Raw genomic sequence first — 18,488 nt, 5'->3', positions numbered from 1 at the left:
TGCCGTCTAGAGATGCACGGACCAGCCGAAGCGGCCGCCCGCGCGGCGCGCGAGGGTCGCGACATCGGGGTGGTCCAGGCTGCGGGTGAACGCCGGGGCCGCGGGGAACTTACCAGCCGCCATCGGGAACAGGACGATGACGGGATCACCGGTCCACGTGGAGCGGGTCAGCAGCCCGCTGATCGAGTTCCCGAGCTGCTCCCAGATCGCCCTGGCCCAGGCTCGGCACGTCGACCGCGGGGCCGACAGCAGCGCGTCGGTCGCACCGTTGCGCATCAGGAAGTCGCTGCCGGTGAGGTCCAGCAGTTCCAGCGGGCTCGTCGGCTCCCATGCCGTGAGGGCCCGGTCCGGTGACAGGGTGATGATGCCGCTCTGGGACACCTCGACGAACGCGGTGTCGGGATCTGCTGCGGCATAGGCGACCGCCGGAGTCAGCCCTCTGAACGGGGAACCGTCGGCGGTATGCAGACGGCGCGGCTCCGGGTGCGGATCCCACCGGCATGTCGAGACCGGCCCGAACGCCCGCAGCTCGTTCCAGGCCACCGAGTGCGGACCCACGATCGCATGGATCCGCCACAGCGGCGCCCGCCATGCGACGACATCCTTCGGGCCCAGCCGCAGCGGCGCCTTCGGCGAGCGGGGCGCCTTCGGGAGCGAGGGGCTCACAGGTACCCCAGGTCCTCGACCAGGGCGAGGACAGGCTCCACCGGGCCATCACCGGCCAGCCAGTCGACCGGGCTCATGCCCTCCAGCTCCTCCTGGGCCTGCGTCATGAATCGGCCGATCGCCAGCGGATGGGTGTCCCGCGGGAAGGCGGGGAGGATCCGGCGCAGCCCCGGTACCACGCGCCCGTCGGCCGTGAACTGCCAGCGCGGGAACCGCAGCCCGGCCGGGTCACCGGGGTTCGGGGCGTAGAGGTCGCCGACGAGGCGGGACCTTCGCACGTTGGCCTCGGCGCGTCCGAGGAGCGCGGCGACCTCGCCCGTCGACAGGGCACCGTCGAGGGCTGCGGCGTCGAGGGTGAACCGCTCCCGCGCCAGTCCCAGCTGCGTCGCGGCCCGTCCCTGCTCGCTGAGGTCCTGCTCGTTGAGGCCCGCGTGGGTGAGCAGGAAGTCCCGCTCCCCTGCCGTGAGGGGTGCCGTGGAGCCGCCGACCACTTCCCCGAGGACCTCGAGGAACGCGCTCGCGCTCATCGGGTCCCCTCGGCGGTGCAGGGCGCGAGCGAGCTCCCCGGCCGGATCCATGGTCGCACTGCTCATGCACTCCATGATACGGCGGGCATGACCGTATCACCATGGCTGCGAAGCGCTCATCCGGCACGCCTCGCCCGGTCCCGCGGAACCGGTTGGTCGCATGCCACCGCACGGTGACACGATGAGGCCATGCCGCGACTGCTGCCCGACCCCGCCTATTTCGCCACCCTCCCCAAGGTCATCACCTCCGGAGCCGTGATCCTGCGGGACGAGGACGGCCGCTTCGTCATCGAGAAGCCGAACTACCGTGCGCACTGGCTGCTGCCCGGCGGCGGCGTGGACCCCGGCGAAGACGCCCGCGCCTGCGCCCAACGCGAGGTCATGGAGGAGCTCGGGCTCGACGTCGAGGTTGGGCGGCTGCTCGCTGTGGACTGGCTGCCTTCGAGCCCCGTGCACTCCGCCCCGATGGGCGTGCACTTCCTGTTCGATGCCGGGGTCATCCCGCGCGCCGAGCTCGAGGCGCGGATCGTGCCGCAGGCCTCGGAGCTGGACGACTGGGCGCTCATCGCCGAGTCACAGGCGGACATGCTCTCCGCCTGGGGCGCCTCCCGCGCCCGGCGCGCCCTCGCGGTGCTGCGCGGCGAAGCGGAGGTCGACATGTTCTCGCACCCGCCCCGTCCCGTCGGCTGACTGGTTCCCTCGCTGCCCCGTCGACCGCCCCGTCCCGTCGGCCGACCCGTCCCGTCGGCTGAGACGACACGGACCCTCGCACAATCCGAGATGATTCCGAGACCTCAGGGCTTTTTCTCAGACTGACCAGGAGTGTCGGTCGGGAGTCCGACCGCCGGGAGCCCCCGTCGGCCGACGAGTGTGACCGGCGTCGCATGACGTGCGTGCGGGCGTGCGCCATGATGTGCCCACCCTGCCCCCACCGCCGGAGGTCCCCATGAGCCCCTCCCCCGCTCTCCCCGAGTCGTCGGCCACCCCGATCGATCGCCCCCTCACCCGCTCCCAGCGCCTGGACCGGCTGCCGTTCACGCGCAAGCACGGCAAGCTGCTCGGCGCCTCCGGCATCGGCTGGGCGCTGGACGCGATGGACGTGGGTCTGATCTCCTTCGTCATCGCGGCGCTGACCGTGCACTGGGGCATCGACAAGTCCGACGGCTCCCTCATCGCCTCCGCCGGGTTCGCCGGCATGGCGATCGGCGCGACCGTGGGCGGCCTGCTCGCCGACCGGATCGGCAGGCGCAGCGTCTTCGCCCTCACCCTGCTGATCTACGGCCTCGCGACCGGCGCCTCCGCGCTCGCGATGGGCGTGGGCGTGCTGATCGCACTGCGCTTCGTGGTGGGTCTCGGCCTCGGCGCCGAGCTTCCGGTGGCCTCCACCCTGGTCAGCGAGTTCGCCCCCGCCCGCATCCGCGGCCGCGTGGTGGTGTGGCTCGAGGCGTTCTGGGCGCTGGGCTGGATCCTCGCCGCCGTGATCGGCACGTTCGTCGCGACCTCGGGGCCGGCCGGCTGGCGCTGGGCGCTGGCGCTCGGCATGATCCCGGCCGCCTACTCGATCGTGGTGCGGCTCGGGATGCCCGAATCGGTGCGGTTCCTGGAGAAGAAGGGCCGCCACGACGAGGCCGAGCGGATCGTGCGCGACTTCGAGGCGAGCGCCGGGATCGAGGAGCCGCAGGCGGCGTCGGCCGACGGGTCCGCCGCCGGCGCGTCCGGTGCTACTGCCGTGGCGGTTGCGGCCGACGGGGACGGGCGCGTCGCGGCCGACGAGGTCGGCGTCGTCCCCGAGGCCGACCGGGTCGAGGCGACCGGCGGCATCTGGTCCGCGGGCCTGCGTGCCCGCACGGCCGGGCTGTGGGCGGTGTGGTTCTGCATCAACCTCGCCTACTACGGCGCGTTCATCTGGATCCCGACGCTGCTGGTGGACCGCGGTTTCACCCTCACCCAGTCCTTCACCTTCACGCTGATCATCACCCTCGCCCAGCTGCCCGGCTACGCCGCCGCGGCGTGGCTGATCGAGGTGCTGGGCCGGCGCTGGACGCTGACGATCTTCCTCGCCGGCTCCGCCCTGTCCGCGATCGGCTACGGCATGGCCGACTCCGAGGCGACGATCCTCGTGGCGGGGTGTTTCCTCAGCTTCTTCAACCTCGGCGCCTGGGGCGCGCTCTACGCGATCGGGCCGGAGCTGTACCCGACCGCGGTGCGCGGCACCGGCACCGGCGCGGCCGCCGCCTTCGGCCGCCTCGCCTCGATCATCGCCCCGTTCCTGGTGCCGGTGCTCGTGGTCTCCGGCGGTCAGGTGCTGGCGTTCGTGGTGTTCGCGCTGGCCTTCGCGATCGCGTCCGCGGCGGCGTTCACGCTGCCGGAGCAGCGGGGGAAGGCGCTGGCGGAGTAAGGGCGGGGCGGCTCGTCGGCAGGAGTACCACGCACCATCGGTGCGCACCCCGTACCGTGGCACCACCGGCGACCGCGCGCCGGGGACTCGCACACGACCCCGGGAGGGCCCATGCACGCCGACCGCATCACCGATTCGCTCGCCCACCACGGCGAGGGTCCGTACTGGTCCGAGACCTGGGGCGGGCTGCGCTGGGTGGACATGCTCGAGGGCGACATGCTGCAGCTGCGTCCCGACGGGTCCGCGCGCCGGCTGCCCACGCCCGGCGCGGTCGTGGCCTGCGTGCGCCCTGCTCATGGCGGCGGCGCGGTGCTGGCGCTGGAGAAGTGCTTCGCCCTGGAGGACGCCGATGGCTCGATCCGCCGCCTCCCCCCGCTGTGGGACGAGGACGTGCGCATGAACGAGGGCGCCGTCGCACCGGACGGTTCGTTCTACTGCGGCTCCATGACCTATGACCAGCGCCCGGGCGCTGCGTCGATGTGGCGCCTGCTCCCCGACGGCACTACCGGGATCGAGTTCGGGGACCTCACGATCTCCAACGGTCTCGCCTTCGCGGCCGACGGCGCCTCCGCGTTCTTCGTCGACACCCCGACGGGGCGCGTCGACGTCATGGACTGGTCGGCCGAGTCCGGCTTCTCCGGCCGGCGCCCCTTCGCGGACCTCACCGCGGAGGAGGGCCATCCCGACGGGCTGTGCCTGGACGCGGAGGGCAACGTGTGGGTGGCGATGTACGGCGGCGGGCAGGTGCTGGGCCTCGATGCGGGCGGCCGCGTCGCGGAGAAGGTCGAGGTGGGCGCCCGCCAGGTCACTGCCTGCACCTTCGGCGGCGCGGACCTCGCGACGCTGTACATCACCACCAGCCGGGAGAACCTCCCCGACGGTGAGGATCCCGCGGCCGGCTCGCTGTTCTCCGTGCAGCCCGGGGTGACGGGTGCGACGGAGGAGCTGCTGTTCGGCGACCCCGAGGACGGGGACGAGGAGGGCTGAACGCGCCGTGGCGGACGCCTCTCTCCGCCCACTTCGCACCGTCGCCTGCAAAGAATGCGCTCCTGGCGTGACCTCACAGCCATATGGCCGGTGACGTCGCGCCAGGAGCGCAGAGTGTGCAATCCCGACCCTCCGCAGTGCACTGCGCACGCCGAGCCGGGGCTGCCCTCGCTCAGGATCAGGCCGAGGCGGCCTCCGCCGAGCGGTCCCGGGCCTCGCCGGTGGCGAGCGAGTCGACCATGTCGTCGAACTCCTCCATGGCCTTCTTGTCCGGCTGCGGGGTGAACAGGCTGACCACCACGGCGAGCACGAGGCAGATGAGGAAGCCGGGGATGATCTCGTAGAGGTGCTCCCCGCCGAACCAGCCCCAGTCGACGTCGGGCTGGAACTGGCCCCAGACGAAGGCGACCACGGCGCCGGCGACCATGCCCACGGCCGCGCCGGCGGCGGTCAGGCGGCGCCAGAACAGGGACAGCAGGATGATCGGTCCGAAGGCGGAGCCGAAGCCGGCCCAGGCGAAGGCGACCAGGGCGAGCACGGAACTCTCCGGGTCCAGCGCCAGCAGCACGGAGATGACCGAGACGACGAGCACGCCGATGCGGCCGCCCCAGAGCTTCTGGACGGCGCCTAGCTTCACGCCGAAGCCGCCCACGATGTCCTCGATCAGCGCGGAGCTGGTGACGATCAGCTGGGAGGAGATGGTGGACATGATCGCGGCGAGCACCGCGGCGAGCAGGATGCCGGCGATCAGCGGGTGGAACAGGATCTGGGCGAGGTCCAGGAACACGGACTCTCCGTTGACGGTGTCGGTGAGCTGCTGGTCCTGGTTCTGCTGGAAGTAGGCAAGGCCCGCCATGGCGGTGAACACGGCGCCGAGCACGCACAGGATCATCCAGCTCATGCCGACGACGGTGCCGTACTTGGCATCGCGCGAGGAGCGCAGCGCCATGAAGCGCACGATGATGTGCGGCTGTCCGAAGTAGCCGAGGCCCCACGCGAGCGCCGAGACGATGCCGACCCAGGTGCCGCCGGCGACCATCGAGCCGAAGGTGGGGTCGACCTCGCGCACGGAGGCGAACATCGCCGCGGGGCCGCCCACGACGACCATCGCGGTGATCGGGACGACGATGAGGGAGACCAGCATGATCAGGCCCTGGACGACATCGGTGTAGCTGGCGCCGAGGAAGCCGCCGAACAGGGTGTACAGGATGGTCACGCCGCCCACCAGGAGCATGCCGGTGAGGTAGGGGCCGCCGAACATCGACTGGAAGAACACGCCGCCGGCGACCATGCCGGAGGAGACGTAGAAGGTGAAGAACACCAGGATGATCAGGCCCGCGGCGATGCGCAGCACGTTGCTGCGGTCATGGAGGCGGTTGCCGAAGAAGCTCGGCACGGTGATCGCGTTGCCGGCGATCTGCGTGTACTGACGCAGGCGCGGGGCGACGAAGACCCAGTTCAGCGCGGCACCCACGGTGAGGCCGACGGCGATCCACGCCTCGACCAGGCCGCTCATGTACAGCGCGCCGGGCAGGCCCATCAGCAGCCAGCCGGACATGTCCGAGGCGCCGGCGGAGAGCGCGGCGACGAAGGGGTGCAGCTGGCGGCCGCCGAGCATGTAGTCCTCGCCGTCCGTGGTCTTGCGGAAGGCGTACAGGCCGATGCCGATCATGGCGCCGAAGTACACGACCAGCGCGATGATTTTGAAGGCAAGTTCCATGGCAGGAGCTCCGTTCTCGAGGAAGTGGCTCTCCGGGACGGGGTCCGGCGTGAGGAGCGGCAGGGCCCCGGGGGAAGGGAGAGCGGACGGGGATCGGGACAGGTGCAGTCGACGCGCCACCGTACAGGCGGCGCTGTCTCCGGATGGGGAGAACCCTACGCCCCTGTGACCCCACTCACGCGCTCCGCCCCCTCCGGGAGCCCTGCCGCGCGGTCGGCGATGTCAGCCGAACAGCGCCTCGGTGTCGTCGTCGACCCAGTCCAGGGTGCGCTCGACGGCCTTCTTCCACAGGCGCATGTAGCGGTCGCGGGTCTCCTCGTCCATCTGGGGCTCCCAACGCTTGTCCTCGGCCCAGTTGTCGATGACGTCCTGCTCGCCGTCCCAGAAGCCCACCGCGATGCCGGCGGCGTAGGCGGCGCCGAGCGCGGTGGTCTCGATGACCTTCGGGCGCACCACGGGCACGCCGAGGATGTCGGCCTGGAACTGCATGAGGGTCTCGTTCATGACCATGCCGCCGTCGACCTTGAGCTCGGTGAGCTCGACGCCGTCGCTCGCCGCGTCGGCGACCATCGCGTCCAGCACCTCGCGGGACTGGAAGGCCGTGGCCTCCAGCGCCGCGCGGGCGATGTGGTTCTTGTTGTGGAAGCGGGTCATGCCGACCATCACGCCGCGGGCGTCGGAGCGCCAGTGCGGGGCGAACAGGCCCGAGAACGCCGGGACGATGAACAGTCCGCCGTTGTCGTCGACCTGCTTGGCGAGGTCCTCGATCTCGGGGGCGGAGGAGATGATGCCGAGGTTGTCGCGCACCCACTGCACGAGCGAGCCGGTGACCGCCACCGAGCCCTCGAGCGCGTAGACCGGCTTGTTGTTGCCGATCTTGTACGCGACGGTGGTGAGCAGCCCGTTCTCGCTGCGCACCAGCTCCTCACCGGTGTTGACCAGCATGAAGTTGCCGGTGCCGTAGGTGTTCTTGCCCATGCCCACCTCGAAGCAGGCCTGGCCGAAGGTCGCGGCCTGCTGGTCGCCGAGGATGCCGGCGATCGGGGTGTCGATGAGCAGGCCCTGCTTGCGGCCCGTGCCATACACCTCGGAGGAGGAGCGGATCTCGGGGAGCATGGACAGCGGGATGCCCATGTCCTTCGCGATGTCCTCGTTCCAGTCGAGGGTGTCGATGTTCATGAGCATGGTGCGGGAGGCGTTGGTGACGTCGGTGACGTGGACGCCGCCGTCGACGCCGCCGGTCATGTTCCACACCAGCCAGGCATCGGTGTTGCCGAAGAGCAGGTCACCGGCCTCGGCCTTCTCGCGGGCGCCCTCGACGTTGTCGAGGATCCACTTGACCTTGGGGCCGGAGAAGTAGGTCGCCAGCGGCAGGCCCACACGCTCCTTGTACTTGTCCGCCCCCTCGTCCCCGGCGAGCTCGTCGCAGATCTTCTGGGTGCGGGTGTCCTGCCAGACGATCGCGTTGTACACCGGCTCGCCGGTGGTGCGGTCCCACACCACCGCGGTCTCGCGCTGGTTGGTGATGCCCACGCCCGCGAGCTGGTGACGGTTGATCTCGGCGCCCACGAGCGCCTGGCCCACCACGTCGCGGGTGTTCTTCCAGATCTCCATCGGGTCGTGCTCGACCCAGCCGGACTTCGGGAAGATCTGCTCGTGCTCCTTCTGGCCGGTCGCGACGATCTGCCCGGCGTGGTCGAAGATGATCGCGCGGGTCGAGGTCGTGCCCTGGTCGATGGACATGATGTACATGGTCTCGTCGTTCATCGGAACTCCTTCGTGTGATGGATCGAGAGTGGCGGCGCGTCGTCGCGCCGTCGGGGGCCCGGGCGGGGACCGTCGGCCGACGACCCCGCCCGGGCAGGGGTGGAGGTCAGAAGGCCAGCGCCGCGAGGCCGGCGAGGACGCCGCCGATCAGGGGGCCGACGATCGGCACCCACGAGTATCCCCAGTCGCTGCTGCCCTTGTGCGGGATCGGCAGGATCGCGTGCGCGATGCGGGGCCCGAGGTCACGGGCGGGGTTGATGGCGTAGCCGGTGGGCCCGCCGAGGCTGGCGCCGATACCGACCACGAGCAGGGCGACCGCGAGCGGGCCGAGCTGGTGCGGGGTGTTGCCGAACATGATGATCACGTACACGAGCACGAAGGTCGCGATGATCTCGGTGACGAGGTTCCAGCCGTATGAGCGGATCTCCGGACCGGTCGAGAAGGTTCCCAGGATGGTGCCGGCGTCGGTCTCCTGGTCGTAGTGGTTCTTGTAGGTCATCCACGCGAGCACCGCACCGAGGAAGGCGCCGATGAGCTCCGCGAGCAGGTAGGCGACGGTGGTGCCGGCGGTCACCGGGATCCCGGGGCCGTACTCGGAGGCGCCGTTGGCCAGCAGGCCGAAGGTGACGGCCGGGTTCAGGTGCGCGCCGGTGAGGAACGCGACCCACACGCCCGCGAAGACCGCGAGACCCCAGCCGATGTTGATGAGCAGCCAGCCGCCGCCGTTGCCCTTGGTCTTCCCGAGGATCACGTTCGCGACGACGCCGCCACCCAGCAGGGTGAGCATCGCCGTGCCCGCGATCTCCGAGAGGAAGATCGTTCCGATAGTGCCCATGCGTTCTCTCCTTCACTGCTGCGCGTCGATGCGCAGCGGTCTCCGGTGCCGCCCAGGACCTCTGGGGAGCGGCGGTCCCGGGACGGGGACGCCGCATGGGGAGGGCTCCGGGATGTCCTGCCGCTCGGAGAGAGCGCGGATCCCGGCGCGGATCCTGGTGCTGCCCTTCGCGGCCCCGCCGTCGGGGCCGCCGGGGACGCGCACGGTGCGCGTCCCCGGTGCGCCCCGGGATCGTTCCCAGGCGCACCGACGATCAACGGGTCCTCGGCACCTCCGCGATCCCGTCCAGACGCGCGGCGACCTGCTCGTCGCTGTGCGTGGTCTCTCCCTCGAGCCGGGCCGCGATGTACTCGCGGTAGGCCGCGACCTCGCGCTCGCGGGTCGCCTCGTCCCAGCCCAGCTCGGGGCCGACGAGCGCGGCGACCTCCTCGGCCGCGGCAACGCCGCGGTCCCGGGTCTCGTAGTCCAGCCGGGTGCGGCGCTCGAGCACGTCGGCCAGGTGCCGTGCGCCCTCAGCGCGCACCGCGTAGAGCGCCTCGGCGCGCAGGTAGCGCGGGGCGTGCTCGAGCGGGTTGGCGAGCGAGTCGTCCTCGTCCGCGAGGGCGAGCACGTCGGTGAGCAGGGCGCCGTAGCGGAACAGGAGCCGGTCCACGCGGGTCTCGTCCCAGCCGTGGCGGCGCGCGATCTCGTGCTTGTCGCGCTTCAGCGCCTCGTAGCCCTGCGCGCCGATCACCGGCACCGTGCGGGTGAGGCTCGGGCGACCGGGCTGGGAGTCCTTCAGGGCGAAGTCGACGACGTCCTCGGCCATCACCCGGTAGGTGGTGTACTTGCCGCCGGCGATCGCGGTGAGGCCGGGCTCGACCTCCATCACGGTGTGCTCGCGGGAGACCTTCGTGGAGCCCTTGTCCGACCCCTTCTTCACCGGCTGCAGCAGCGGGCGCAGGCCGGAGTAGACGCCGATGACGTCGTCCCGGCTGAGGTCGTCGGCGAGCACGGCGTTGGCGTGCTCGAGCACGTAGTCGATGTCGTCCGAGGTGGCCCCGACATCGCGGGGGTCCTGGGTCCAGGGGGTATCTGTGGTGCCGATGACCCAGTACTCGTCCCAGGGGATGATGAACAGCACCGACTTCTCGGTCTGGGTGATGATGCCGGTGTCCGGGGCGGCGGGGATGCGCTCACGGGCGACGGTGATGTGGATGCCCTTGGAGGCGAGGACCTCGAGGCCCGCATCGGCCCCGGCGAGCTCCTGCTGCTCCTGGGTCCACACTCCACCGGCGAGGATGGTCTCGCGGGCGTGGACGTCGAACTCCTCGCCGCTCTCCTCGTCGCGCACGCGCACGCCGATCACGCGCGGGCCCTCGTGGAGGTAGTCGACCACGGTGGTGTAGTTCGCGACCGCAGCGTCGTGCTGGGCGGCGGAGCGCACCAGCATCAGCACGAAGCGGGCGTCGTCCATCTGCGCGTCGTAGTACTCGAGCGCCCCCACAGCCTTCTCGCCGTCCAGGGCCGGGAACACCTCGAGCATCTTCCCGTGCAGGAGGTGGCGGTGGAAGGGGACGGCGCGCTTGCGGCCCACGGACTGCATGGCGTCGTAGAGCATCACGCCGGAGCCGATGAAGCCGCGGTCGATCACCTTGCGGAAGAAGGGGAAGACGAAGCTGATCGGCTTCACGAGGTGCGGGGCGGTGTGCTGGATCAGCAGGTCCCGCTCGCGCAGCGCCTCGGCGACGAGCTTGAAGTCGAGCATCTGCAGGTAGCGCAGGCCGCCGTGCATGAGCTTGGAGGAGCGGGAGGAGGTGCCGGAGGCCCAATCGCGGGTCTCGACGAGGCCGACGGAGAGGCCGCGGGTCGCGGCGTCGAAGGCGGCGCCGGCGCCGTTGACCCCGCCGCCGACCACGAGCACGTCCAGGGGGGTCTGCGCCGTGGCGGCGCGCAGGCGCGCCAGGTGCTCGTCACGGGCTGCGGGAGTGAGGGCGGACCGCTGCGGTTCGGACACGAACACGCTCCTTCGTCATGTCGTCGAGACGTCGCCCGGGCAGGGGTGCGGCGCCGTCTGGAGGGCGGAGCCGTGGGGCCACCGCCGTGTGTATCCCTGCGGGTGCCCCGACGGGCATCCGCATACGCACATCGTGAACGGCATGCGCAGCGACGAGCAAATGCGATGCACGAACGTGCAAGACTGGTGTCGTGAATCTCGGATCACGCCCCGCAGCGCTCTACGAGGCTGCACGGATGTACTACGACGACGGGCTGACGATGGAGTCGATCGCCTCGACCCTGAAGGTCTCCCGCTCGACGGTCTCCCGGATGCTGCGCGAGGCCCGCGCGGCGGGGCTGGTGACGATCACCCTGCGACCACCCGGGGCGCACCGGGTCGAGGAGCTGCGCCGGCGGATCGCCTCGCGCTACGGGGTGCGGGTGCACGTGGTGGCGACGGGCCCGGAGGACGGCGAGCGCGAGCGGCTGCAGGTGGTCGTCGAGCGCGGCGCGGCGCTGCTGGACGAGATGCTGGAGCCGGGCACCACGCTCGGGCTGGCCTGGGGCACGACGCTCGCCGCACTGCTCGCCGCCATCCGCCCGCGCCCCGTTCCCGGGCTGCGGATCGTGCAGCTGAACGGGGCGATCAACGTCGAGGGCTCCGGGCTCACCTACGTCTCGACCGTGCTCGCCCGGGCCGCGAACCGCTGGGACGCGGCGGTGCACCAGTTCCCGGTCCCGGCGTTCTTCGACTACGCGGAGACCCGGGAGGCGATGTGGCGCGAGCGCTCGGTGCAGCGGGTGCGCGAGACCCAGCACCAGACCACGCTGGCCGTGTTCAGCGTGGGCGCCTTCGATGCCGAGGTGCCCAGCCACCTCTACACCCACAACTACCTCACCCCCGCGGACCTGCAGTCCCTGCGAGCCGACGGGGCGGTGGGGGACGTGTGCACGGTGTTCCTGCGGGCCGACGGCAGCTTCCGCGACATCACGATGAACGCCCGCGGCTCCGGGGTCTCCCCCGATCAGCTCACCCGGATCCCTCGGCGCCTGCTGGTCGCCTCCGGCTCGCGCAAGGCGCTGCCGCTGCGGGCGGCGCTGCGCGCGGGGGTCGCGACCGACGTGGTCGTCGACGAGATCACGGCCGCGAGCCTGCTCGCGCTGCGATGAGGGTGCTCACCGCTCGGCGGCGGCGAGGTCGATCCGCTCGGGGTGGGTGTAGAGGTTCATCCGGCCGTCGCCGTGCTCGCCGGCGCGGGTGAAGCCCAGCAGCGTCATCCCGAACTCCTCGGCGGTGTCGACGGCGAGGGAGCTGGCGGCGGACACGCAGGCGAGCATCGGGATGCCGGCCATGTACGCCTTCTGGGTGATCTCGAAGCTTGCGCGGGAGGAGACGAGCAGGAAGCAGTCGCGCAACGGGAGGCGGTCTTCGAGCAGCGCCCAGCCGATCACCTTGTCCACGGCGTTGTGCCGGCCCACGTCCTCGCGCACCACCAGCAGGTTCCCCTCGAGGTCCACGAGCGCGGCGGCGTGCACTCCCCCGGTGCGGGCGAACACGGCCTGCTGGTCGGAGAGCGCCCGGGCGGCGGCGAGGACGATCTGCGGGGTGACGGTCCAGGTCTGCATGAGGGTGTAGCGGCTCTTCTGCCGCACCGCGTCGATGCTCTCGGAGCCGCACACCCCGCATGCGGAGGTGGTGGTGAAGTTCTTCGTGACCAGCGGCAGCAGCTGCGGCCGGGTGGTCGTGAAGTCCATGACGTTGTAGGTGTTCTGTGCGAAGCCGTTGCCCTCGTCGACCACCGCGCCGTCGCAGTAGCGGGCCTCGGAGATGTCCTCGCGGTCGCGGATGATGCCCTCGCCGTGGAGGAAGCCGTGGATGAGCTCGACGTCGTTGCCGGGGGTGCGCATCGTGAGCGAGAGCTGCTGGCCGTTCAGGCGGATGTCCAGCGGCTCCTCGACGGCGACGTGGTCGCTCTTGCGCCCGGCGTACAGCCGTCCCTCCCGCACCCGGACGGTGCGGATCCGCGTGCTGTCGGTGACCCTGCCCATCCCTCGAGGATAGTCCGCTCACCTGCGGCGCGGTCGGGGCTCAGCCGTCGGCCGAACCGTCCTGCTCAGACCGCTCCTGCTCCTCGCTCGATCCGTCCCCGTTTCCGCCGCGCCCGTTCTCGGCGAGGGCCTTCGCGAGCTCGAGCTGCTGCTCCCAGCCGGCGAGGTTCTCCTCGTAGTTGCGTCGGCGTACCGCCTCGTCGAGGCCCAGCTTCGCGAAGCCGCGCTCCCGCACGGTGAGCACCACCCCGTCGGCGACGGTGCCGCCCTCGGGGCGGATGGAGAACTCGACGGTGTTGTGCGGGGCATCGGCGATGTCGCCGATCCCGCCGCCGAGCCAGCGGAAGGCGATGCGGTTCGGGGGATCGCGCCGCTCGATCTCGAGCTGAAAGGTGCCGTGGACGGGGTCGACCACGCGCACCAGGTCCCCGTCGGCCGAGATCTCGTGGGGGCGGTACTCGCCGTCGTTGATGAACCAGCCGGGCTCTCGGATGATCCCGTAGACCGTCTCCGGCCGCGCACGGATGAGGGTGCTGCGCACGATCTCGTCGGGCACGGGGTCGGTGGCGGAGAGGGTGTCGTCGGCCATGATGCGCTCCTGGGGTCACGCGGCGGCGCGATCGAGCCGCCTGCACCCGCGACGGACGCGCCGTCGCGTGGCGCAAGCCTGGCAGAGATCGGCGCCGCCGGCGCGGGATCCGCGGAATCAGCCCTTGGTGACCGTCGCGGCCAAGAGGTTCAGCGACTCCTCGAGCGCCTCGCGCGGGATGGCGGGGAAGCCGACCTGCTGGAGGAGCTCCTTGTCGTCGACGCCGGACCAGTCGTAGGTCAGCGCCACCTCGGTGGCGTCGCTGCCCTGCGGGGTGAGGGTGTAGAGCCACTCCCAGCCCAGCGGCCCCTCGGGGGCGATGCCGTCCTCCTCGGGGGCGGGCTGCCAGCCGAGCATCTTGTTCTCGTCGTAGGCGGTGACGAAGTTGTGGGTGCGGTAGTCGCCGCCCATGTGGTCGGCGTGCATGTTCATCACGAACTTCTGGCCGGAGGCGGTGATGCGCTCGGTGTCGTCGGCAGCGCGGACGGTCCCGGAGCCGTCGAACTCGGAGTGGCGGGCCGGGAGGGTCAGCACCGCGAAGACGTCCTTCGCGGGGGCGTCGACGGTGCGGGTCACGGTCAGCTGCGTCTGGTCGTTGCTCATCCCTCCACCCTGCCGCGATCGCGCCCGGATGTCACGGATCCGGCGACCGGACGGTCGACATGCCTGGTCAGCGCCCTGCGGGCGCGTATGTCGGCGGCACGCCCGTCGGCCGACGGGGCTCCCGGCCCCCGTCTGCCGACGAGCCCCTCCCCCGAGCATGCGTCGGCCGGCGGACCCCTCTCCCCAGAGGACCCGCCGGCCGACGTTCTCGCAGTCGCCTCCCGTTCAGGCGTACTGCGCCGGCCGCACCGAGGCGGCCGCGGACTCCTCCTCCGGGGAGGTGGAGCCGAGCTCTGTCATCCCGTCGACCAGCCACTTGGTGACGTGGTCGGCGAAGGAGGCGCGGGGCAGCACGCGCCAGGTGTCCTCCCCGGCGCGGACGAGGAGCACCGGGACGGTGCCCAGCAGGGTCGCCTCGGCCCGGGCCACGCCGAACACGCGCGGATGCAGGTCGATCGCGACGGACTTCTCGAGCACCTCACGGGCGCCGGGGCCCTCGAGCACCAGCACGGTGCGGTTGGCGGAGAGGTCCACGGCCTGGCCGGGCAGACCCGCGAGGGCCTCCTGGCAGGGCACCTCGACGCCGGGCGTCTGCGGGCGGGAGACGTCGACGGCGAGGAATTCGTCGGGCGACAGCCACAGCACGTGCAGGCCGTCCGGATCGCCGGTGACCACGCCGTGGGTCGTCGGCAGCGGCACGCCGAGCACCTGCTCGAGCGCCGCAGCGCTCGCGGAGCCGGGCACGGCGCGCAGGCCGATCTGGACCGCGAACTCGTGCTCGCGCAGGGACACGCCGCGCTCCCCCTCCACGCCCGCCGAGGCCATGAGGCCCTCGAGGTGGCGGGCGGGGCCGATGCGCATCTGGTCGAGCTCGGCCAGCTGTGCGGGCTCGCGGCTCGGCGGCTTGATCCGGGCCCAGGGGTCCTCGGGCGCTGCGGGGGTGGGGTTCTCAGCCGTCACGACGGGCTCCTTCGGGGTCGACCAGCACGGGGGAGGTGATCTCGAGCTCGACGAGGGTCCCGTTCTGCGGGGACACGATCGTCTCGCCGATGCGGCCCAGCCCGCCCTCCACGAGGGCAAGGGCGAAGGGCTGCTCCAGGGCGGCCGAGTCGTAGGAGGAGGAGACCCAGCCGATCATCGGCACCGGCCCCTCCTCGGGGGTGATGGGCGTGCCCGCCGCGACGAGCTGCGCACCCTCGGGCAGGCGGGTGGTGCGGTCCTTGGACAGCAGGCCCACCAGCTGGCGGCGGTCCTCGCGGACCGAGTCGGGACGGTCCAGGGACCGCTTGCCGATGAAGTCCTTCTTCTTCGCGCCGACCACCCAGGACATGTTCGCGTCGTGGGGGGTGATCGTGCCGTCGGTGTCCTGGCCGACGATGATCAGGCCCTTCTCGGCGCGCAGCACGTGCATGGTCTCGGTGCCGTACAGGACCACGTCGAACTCCTGGCCGGCCTCGTACACGTCCTCCCAGACCTTCCGGCCGTAGAAGGCGTCCACGTTGATCTCGAAGGCGAGCTCGCCGGAGAAGGAGATGCGCGGGATGCGCGCAGGGATGCCGGAGGCGAGGACGGTGTCGCGGAACTCCATGAAGGCGAAGCCCTCCTTGGAGACGTCGAGCTCCGGGGCGACCTTGGCGATCACGTCGCGGGAGCGGGGCCCGGCGACGGTGATGGTGGTCCACTGCTCGGTCACCGACGTCATGGCGACGTCCAGCTCGGGCCACTCCGTCTGGTGCCACTCCTCGAGGTGGTCCAGCACCTTGGCGGCGCCGGAGGAGGTGGTGGTCATGAAGAAGTGGTCGTCGGCCAGGCGCAGGGTCACGCCGTCGTCCATGATCATGCCGTCGGGGCCGGTCATGACGCCGTAGCGGCCCTTGCCGACGGGCAGCTTGAGGAAGCCGTTGGTGTAGACGCGGTTGAGGAACGTCGCCGCATCCGCGCCGCGGATCTCGATCTTCCCCAGCGTCGTGCCGTCCATGATGCCCACGGAGGTCCGCACGCCGGCGCACTCGCGCAGCACCGCCGCGTCCATGTCCTCCTCGCCCTGGGGGAAGTAGCGCGGGCGCTTCCACTGGCCCACGTCCTCCCAGACGGCGCCGTGCTCGAGGTGCCACTGGTGCAGGGACGTGATGCGGGCGGGGTCGAACATCTGCCCGCGGCGCCGGCCGGCCAGGGCCGCGAAGGACACCGGCGCGTAAGGGGCGCGGTAGGTGGTGGTGCCGATGCCGCCGAGGTCGCTCTCCCCCAGCAGCACGGACATGACACCGATCGCGGCGACGCCGGAGGTCTTGCCCTGGTCGTTCGCGGTGGTGATGGAGGTGTAGCGCTTGACGTGCTCGACGGAGCTCATGCCCGCGCCGAGCGCGCGCAGCACGTCGCGCACGGTCTGGTCGCGCTGGAGGTCCACGAAGTGCTCGCGCCAGGCCTCGGGGTCCTCGGTCGCGCGGCCGACGGGGCCCGAGCTCGGGCTCGGCACCAGCCACAGCGGCCGGGCGGCGGCCACGGGGCCGGCCGTCTCGGCGACGCTCTGCGCGTCGGCCGACGGGACCTGCGCGGTGGTCGAGAACCCGGCGGCGGTCGCGGCGGCGGCCCCGGCCTCCGCGCCCTGGGAGAGCGCGGCGGCGAGGTCGGCGGTGCCGAGCACGCTGCCGGCGAGGTGCTGGGCCTCGACGGAGGGGACGGCGACGAACGAGGTCAGCGACTCGTCGTACTGGATCCGGCCCTGGCGCTGGGAGTGCAGGTGCACCAGCGGCGACAGGCCGCCGGAGACCGCGAGCGCGTCGGCCGCGATCGTCTCGACGTGCCCGGCGACCTCGCCGTCGGCGCCGAGCGGGGCGATCTTCACGGCCGAGATCCGGCCGCCCTCGCCGTCCCCGTCGGTGTCCACGACGGCCCAGCCGAAGCGGGCGTCGACGCCGGTGGCGGCGACGACCGCGGCGGCGCGGGCGGTGGGCTCGGGGCGGGAGTCCACGACCACGGGGAGGCGCACCCCGGCGGCGTGGAGGTCCGCGACGACGTCCCAGGCGGAGTCGTTGGTGGTCAGGACCGCGACGTCCTCGCCGACGGCGACGCCGTAGCGGTTGAGGTACGTCTGCACGGCCGCGGCGAGCAGGATGCCGGGGCGGTCGTTGTGCGCGAACACGACGGGGCGGTCCATGCTGCCCGGTGCCAGGACGACCTGCGCGGCGCGCACGTGCCAGACCCGCTCGCGGGAGACGCCAGGGCGCTCCGCGGAGCCGGCGAGGCCCAGGTGGTCGGTGCGCTTCTGCAGGGCGGTGACGTAGTTGGAGTCGTAGCTGCCGAACACGGTGGTGCGGGCGAGGACGGTGACGTCCCCGGTGCGGCGCAGCTCGGCGACGGTCGCGTCCGCCCATTCCATGGCGTCCCTGCCCTCGATGCGCAGGTCGCGCGAGGAGAGGAGGGAGCCGCCGGCGATCGGCTGCTCGTCCATGAGGACCACGCGGGCGCCGCTGCGGGCGGCCTCCCGGGCGGCGGCGAGACCGGCGGGGCCCGCGCCGACCACGAGCACGTCGGCGTGGACGTGCTTGTGGTCGTAGTACGCGGTGTCCTCGCGGGGGTCCAGCACGCCCAGGCCGCTCAGCAGGCTCGCCTCGAGCCCGTCGACGGCCTCGACCGCGGTGGCGGGGAGCATGGACTCGTCGGTCCCGTCCTCGCGGCGGTCGTGGACGGTGATCAGGGCGTTGGTCTCCTCGAGACCGGCGGCCATGATGCCGCGCGGGCGGCGCAGGTACATCGAGTCCGCGGCGGTGTGGCGGCCCGCGGCGAGCAGGGCGCTCGCGACGGTGTCGCCCGCGAGGGCGGGGACGGTCTCGCCGTCGACGGTGAGGGTCAGCGGCCGCGACGGGTCGATCCCGTGGGCGGGCCCGCGGCGTGCGTCGGTGCGCTCAGCCATGGTGGTCCCCGTTCTGCTCGGTCCGGGAGGAGGGGTCGGTGGTGGAGGTGCCGGCGGAGGAGGTGCCGGAGGCGCCGGTGGAATCAGCGAGCGGCGTCTCGGTGCGGCCCTCGGTGGCGGCCGCGGCCGCGAAGCGGTCGGGCTCGGCGGCGTCGGCCGGGATCTCGGGGACCGGCGGCAGGTCGGGCCGCGGGGTACCCATCTCGTAGACCTGCTCGAAGCGGTAGGTGCGGGTGTCGCGCAGGGCGTTGAACCACTTGCGGCAGCCGGCCGAGTGCTGCCAGCGCTCGGCCAGGATCCCCTTGGGGTTGGCGCGGTAGAAGAGGTACTCGGACCACTCGCGGTCGCTGAGCGCCGAGGGATCCTCGGGGTAGGGCACGTGGGCCTCGCCGCCGTAGTGGAACTCGACCTCGTTGCGGGGGCCGCAGTAGGGGCATTCGATGAGGAGCATGAAGGG

Annotated in this window: 16 protein-coding genes; 4 read left to right on the top strand and 12 right to left on the bottom strand. The window is 71.9% G+C overall.

The window, feature by feature from the left end; genetic code table 11:
• Positions 1-6 precede the first annotated feature (6 nt).
• Both HNR70_RS15240 and HNR70_RS15235 read right to left on the bottom strand, forming a co-directional pair.
• On the bottom strand, positions 7-666 hold the full coding sequence (locus HNR70_RS15240; RefSeq protein WP_184326403.1) for an RES family NAD+ phosphorylase: 660 nt from the start codon (positions 664-666) through the stop codon (positions 7-9).
• Positions 663-1,259 carry a hypothetical protein gene (locus HNR70_RS15235; RefSeq protein ID WP_184326402.1) on the bottom strand — a complete coding sequence of 199 codons (597 nt, stop codon included), beginning with the start codon at positions 1,257-1,259 and terminating at the stop codon, positions 663-665. The genes HNR70_RS15240 and HNR70_RS15235 overlap by 4 nt, the downstream gene beginning before the upstream one ends.
• Before the next feature lie 123 nt (positions 1,260-1,382).
• On the opposite strand from HNR70_RS15235, the gene HNR70_RS15230 reads away from it, so the two are divergent.
• From HNR70_RS15230 to HNR70_RS15220, 3 genes are all read left to right on the top strand, one after another.
• Complete coding sequence (locus tag HNR70_RS15230) at positions 1,383-1,883, top strand: NUDIX domain-containing protein (protein WP_184326401.1); 501 nt, start codon at positions 1,383-1,385, stop codon at positions 1,881-1,883.
• Between the two features lie 256 nt (positions 1,884-2,139).
• The gene (locus HNR70_RS15225) at positions 2,140-3,591 is read left to right on the top strand and encodes an MFS transporter (protein ID WP_184326400.1); all 1,452 of its coding nucleotides are present in this window, start codon (positions 2,140-2,142) and stop codon (positions 3,589-3,591) included.
• Positions 3,592-3,702: 111 nt separating this feature from the next.
• The gene (locus HNR70_RS15220) at positions 3,703-4,578 is read left to right on the top strand and encodes an SMP-30/gluconolactonase/LRE family protein (protein ID WP_184326399.1); all 876 of its coding nucleotides are present in this window, start codon (positions 3,703-3,705) and stop codon (positions 4,576-4,578) included.
• A 178-nt stretch (positions 4,579-4,756) separates the two neighbouring features.
• On the opposite strand, the gene putP is transcribed toward HNR70_RS15220, so the two are convergent.
• The 4 genes from putP to HNR70_RS15200 all read right to left on the bottom strand — a co-directional run bounded on the left by putP (position 4,757) and on the right by HNR70_RS15200 (position 10,896).
• Positions 4,757-6,298, bottom strand: a complete 1,542-nt coding sequence (gene putP / locus HNR70_RS15215) for a sodium/proline symporter PutP (RefSeq protein WP_184326398.1) — start codon at positions 6,296-6,298, stop codon at positions 4,757-4,759.
• 222 nt (positions 6,299-6,520) lie between these two features.
• Positions 6,521-8,065 (bottom strand): glycerol kinase GlpK, encoded by a 1,545-nt coding sequence (glpK, locus tag HNR70_RS15210; RefSeq protein ID WP_184326397.1) that lies wholly within the window; start codon positions 8,063-8,065, stop codon positions 6,521-6,523.
• A gap of 106 nt (positions 8,066-8,171) precedes the next feature.
• Positions 8,172-8,891 carry an MIP/aquaporin family protein gene (locus HNR70_RS15205; RefSeq protein WP_184326732.1) on the bottom strand — a complete coding sequence of 240 codons (720 nt, stop codon included), beginning with the start codon at positions 8,889-8,891 and terminating at the stop codon, positions 8,172-8,174.
• A gap of 262 nt (positions 8,892-9,153) precedes the next feature.
• Positions 9,154-10,896, bottom strand: coding sequence for a glycerol-3-phosphate dehydrogenase/oxidase (locus HNR70_RS15200; RefSeq protein ID WP_184326396.1), 1,743 nt, complete (start codon positions 10,894-10,896; stop codon positions 9,154-9,156).
• A 191-nt stretch (positions 10,897-11,087) separates the two neighbouring features.
• On the opposite strand from HNR70_RS15200, the gene HNR70_RS15195 reads away from it, so the two are divergent.
• On the top strand, positions 11,088-12,047 hold the full coding sequence (locus HNR70_RS15195; RefSeq protein ID WP_312857695.1) for a sugar-binding transcriptional regulator: 960 nt from the start codon (positions 11,088-11,090) through the stop codon (positions 12,045-12,047).
• A gap of 6 nt (positions 12,048-12,053) precedes the next feature.
• Here HNR70_RS15195 and fdhD read toward each other — a convergent pair whose 3' ends face one another.
• From fdhD to HNR70_RS15165, 6 genes are all read right to left on the bottom strand, one after another.
• Complete coding sequence (fdhD, locus tag HNR70_RS15190) at positions 12,054-12,926, bottom strand: formate dehydrogenase accessory sulfurtransferase FdhD (protein ID WP_184326395.1); 873 nt, start codon at positions 12,924-12,926, stop codon at positions 12,054-12,056.
• Between the two features lie 40 nt (positions 12,927-12,966).
• Entirely contained in the window at positions 12,967-13,515 is a 549-nt protein-coding gene (locus tag HNR70_RS15185) for an SRPBCC family protein (protein WP_184326394.1), read from the bottom strand.
• Positions 13,516-13,632: 117 nt separating this feature from the next.
• Positions 13,633-14,118 (bottom strand): SRPBCC domain-containing protein, encoded by a 486-nt coding sequence (locus HNR70_RS15180; RefSeq protein WP_184326393.1) that lies wholly within the window; start codon positions 14,116-14,118, stop codon positions 13,633-13,635.
• A gap of 225 nt (positions 14,119-14,343) precedes the next feature.
• Positions 14,344-15,078 carry a sarcosine oxidase subunit gamma family protein gene (locus tag HNR70_RS15175; RefSeq protein ID WP_312857694.1) on the bottom strand — a complete coding sequence of 245 codons (735 nt, stop codon included), beginning with the start codon at positions 15,076-15,078 and terminating at the stop codon, positions 14,344-14,346.
• Positions 15,068-18,031 (bottom strand): 2Fe-2S iron-sulfur cluster-binding protein, encoded by a 2,964-nt coding sequence (locus HNR70_RS15170; RefSeq protein WP_184326392.1) that lies wholly within the window; start codon positions 18,029-18,031, stop codon positions 15,068-15,070. The genes HNR70_RS15175 and HNR70_RS15170 overlap by 11 nt, the downstream gene beginning before the upstream one ends.
• Positions 18,024-18,482, bottom strand: a complete 459-nt coding sequence (locus HNR70_RS15165) for a sarcosine oxidase subunit delta (protein ID WP_184326391.1) — start codon at positions 18,480-18,482, stop codon at positions 18,024-18,026. The genes HNR70_RS15170 and HNR70_RS15165 overlap by 8 nt, the downstream gene beginning before the upstream one ends.
• Positions 18,483-18,488 lie beyond the last annotated feature (6 nt).

Origin of the sequence: Brachybacterium aquaticum (genome assembly GCF_014204755.1) — a bacterium.
GTDB lineage: Bacteria > Actinomycetota > Actinomycetes > Actinomycetales > Dermabacteraceae > Brachybacterium > Brachybacterium aquaticum.
Note: the sequence above shows the minus strand (reverse complement) of the source record. Positions and strands in the feature narration are given on the sequence as shown.

Bases quoted from the DNA above. Each gene is read 5' to 3' on its own strand.
- HNR70_RS15235 (WP_184326402.1), bottom strand. From the start codon at position 1,259: ATGAGCAGTGCGACCATGGATCCGGCCGGGGAGCTCGCTCGCGCCCTG.
- HNR70_RS15230 (WP_184326401.1), top strand. From the start codon at position 1,383: ATGCCGCGACTGCTGCCCGACCCCGCCTATTTCGCCACCCTCCCCAAG.
- HNR70_RS15225 (WP_184326400.1), top strand. From the start codon at position 2,140: ATGAGCCCCTCCCCCGCTCTCCCCGAGTCGTCGGCCACCCCGATCGAT.
- HNR70_RS15220 (WP_184326399.1), top strand. From the start codon at position 3,703: ATGCACGCCGACCGCATCACCGATTCGCTCGCCCACCACGGCGAGGGT.
- putP (WP_184326398.1), bottom strand. From the start codon at position 6,298: ATGGAACTTGCCTTCAAAATCATCGCGCTGGTCGTGTACTTCGGCGCC.
- glpK (WP_184326397.1), bottom strand. From the start codon at position 8,065: ATGAACGACGAGACCATGTACATCATGTCCATCGACCAGGGCACGACC.
- fdhD (WP_184326395.1), bottom strand. From the start codon at position 12,926: ATGGGCAGGGTCACCGACAGCACGCGGATCCGCACCGTCCGGGTGCGG.
- HNR70_RS15185 (WP_184326394.1), bottom strand. From the start codon at position 13,515: ATGGCCGACGACACCCTCTCCGCCACCGACCCCGTGCCCGACGAGATC.
- HNR70_RS15180 (WP_184326393.1), bottom strand. From the start codon at position 14,118: ATGAGCAACGACCAGACGCAGCTGACCGTGACCCGCACCGTCGACGCC.
- HNR70_RS15170 (WP_184326392.1), bottom strand. From the start codon at position 18,031: ATGGCTGAGCGCACCGACGCACGCCGCGGGCCCGCCCACGGGATCGAC.
- HNR70_RS15165 (WP_184326391.1), bottom strand. From the start codon at position 18,482: ATGCTCCTCATCGAATGCCCCTACTGCGGCCCCCGCAACGAGGTCGAG.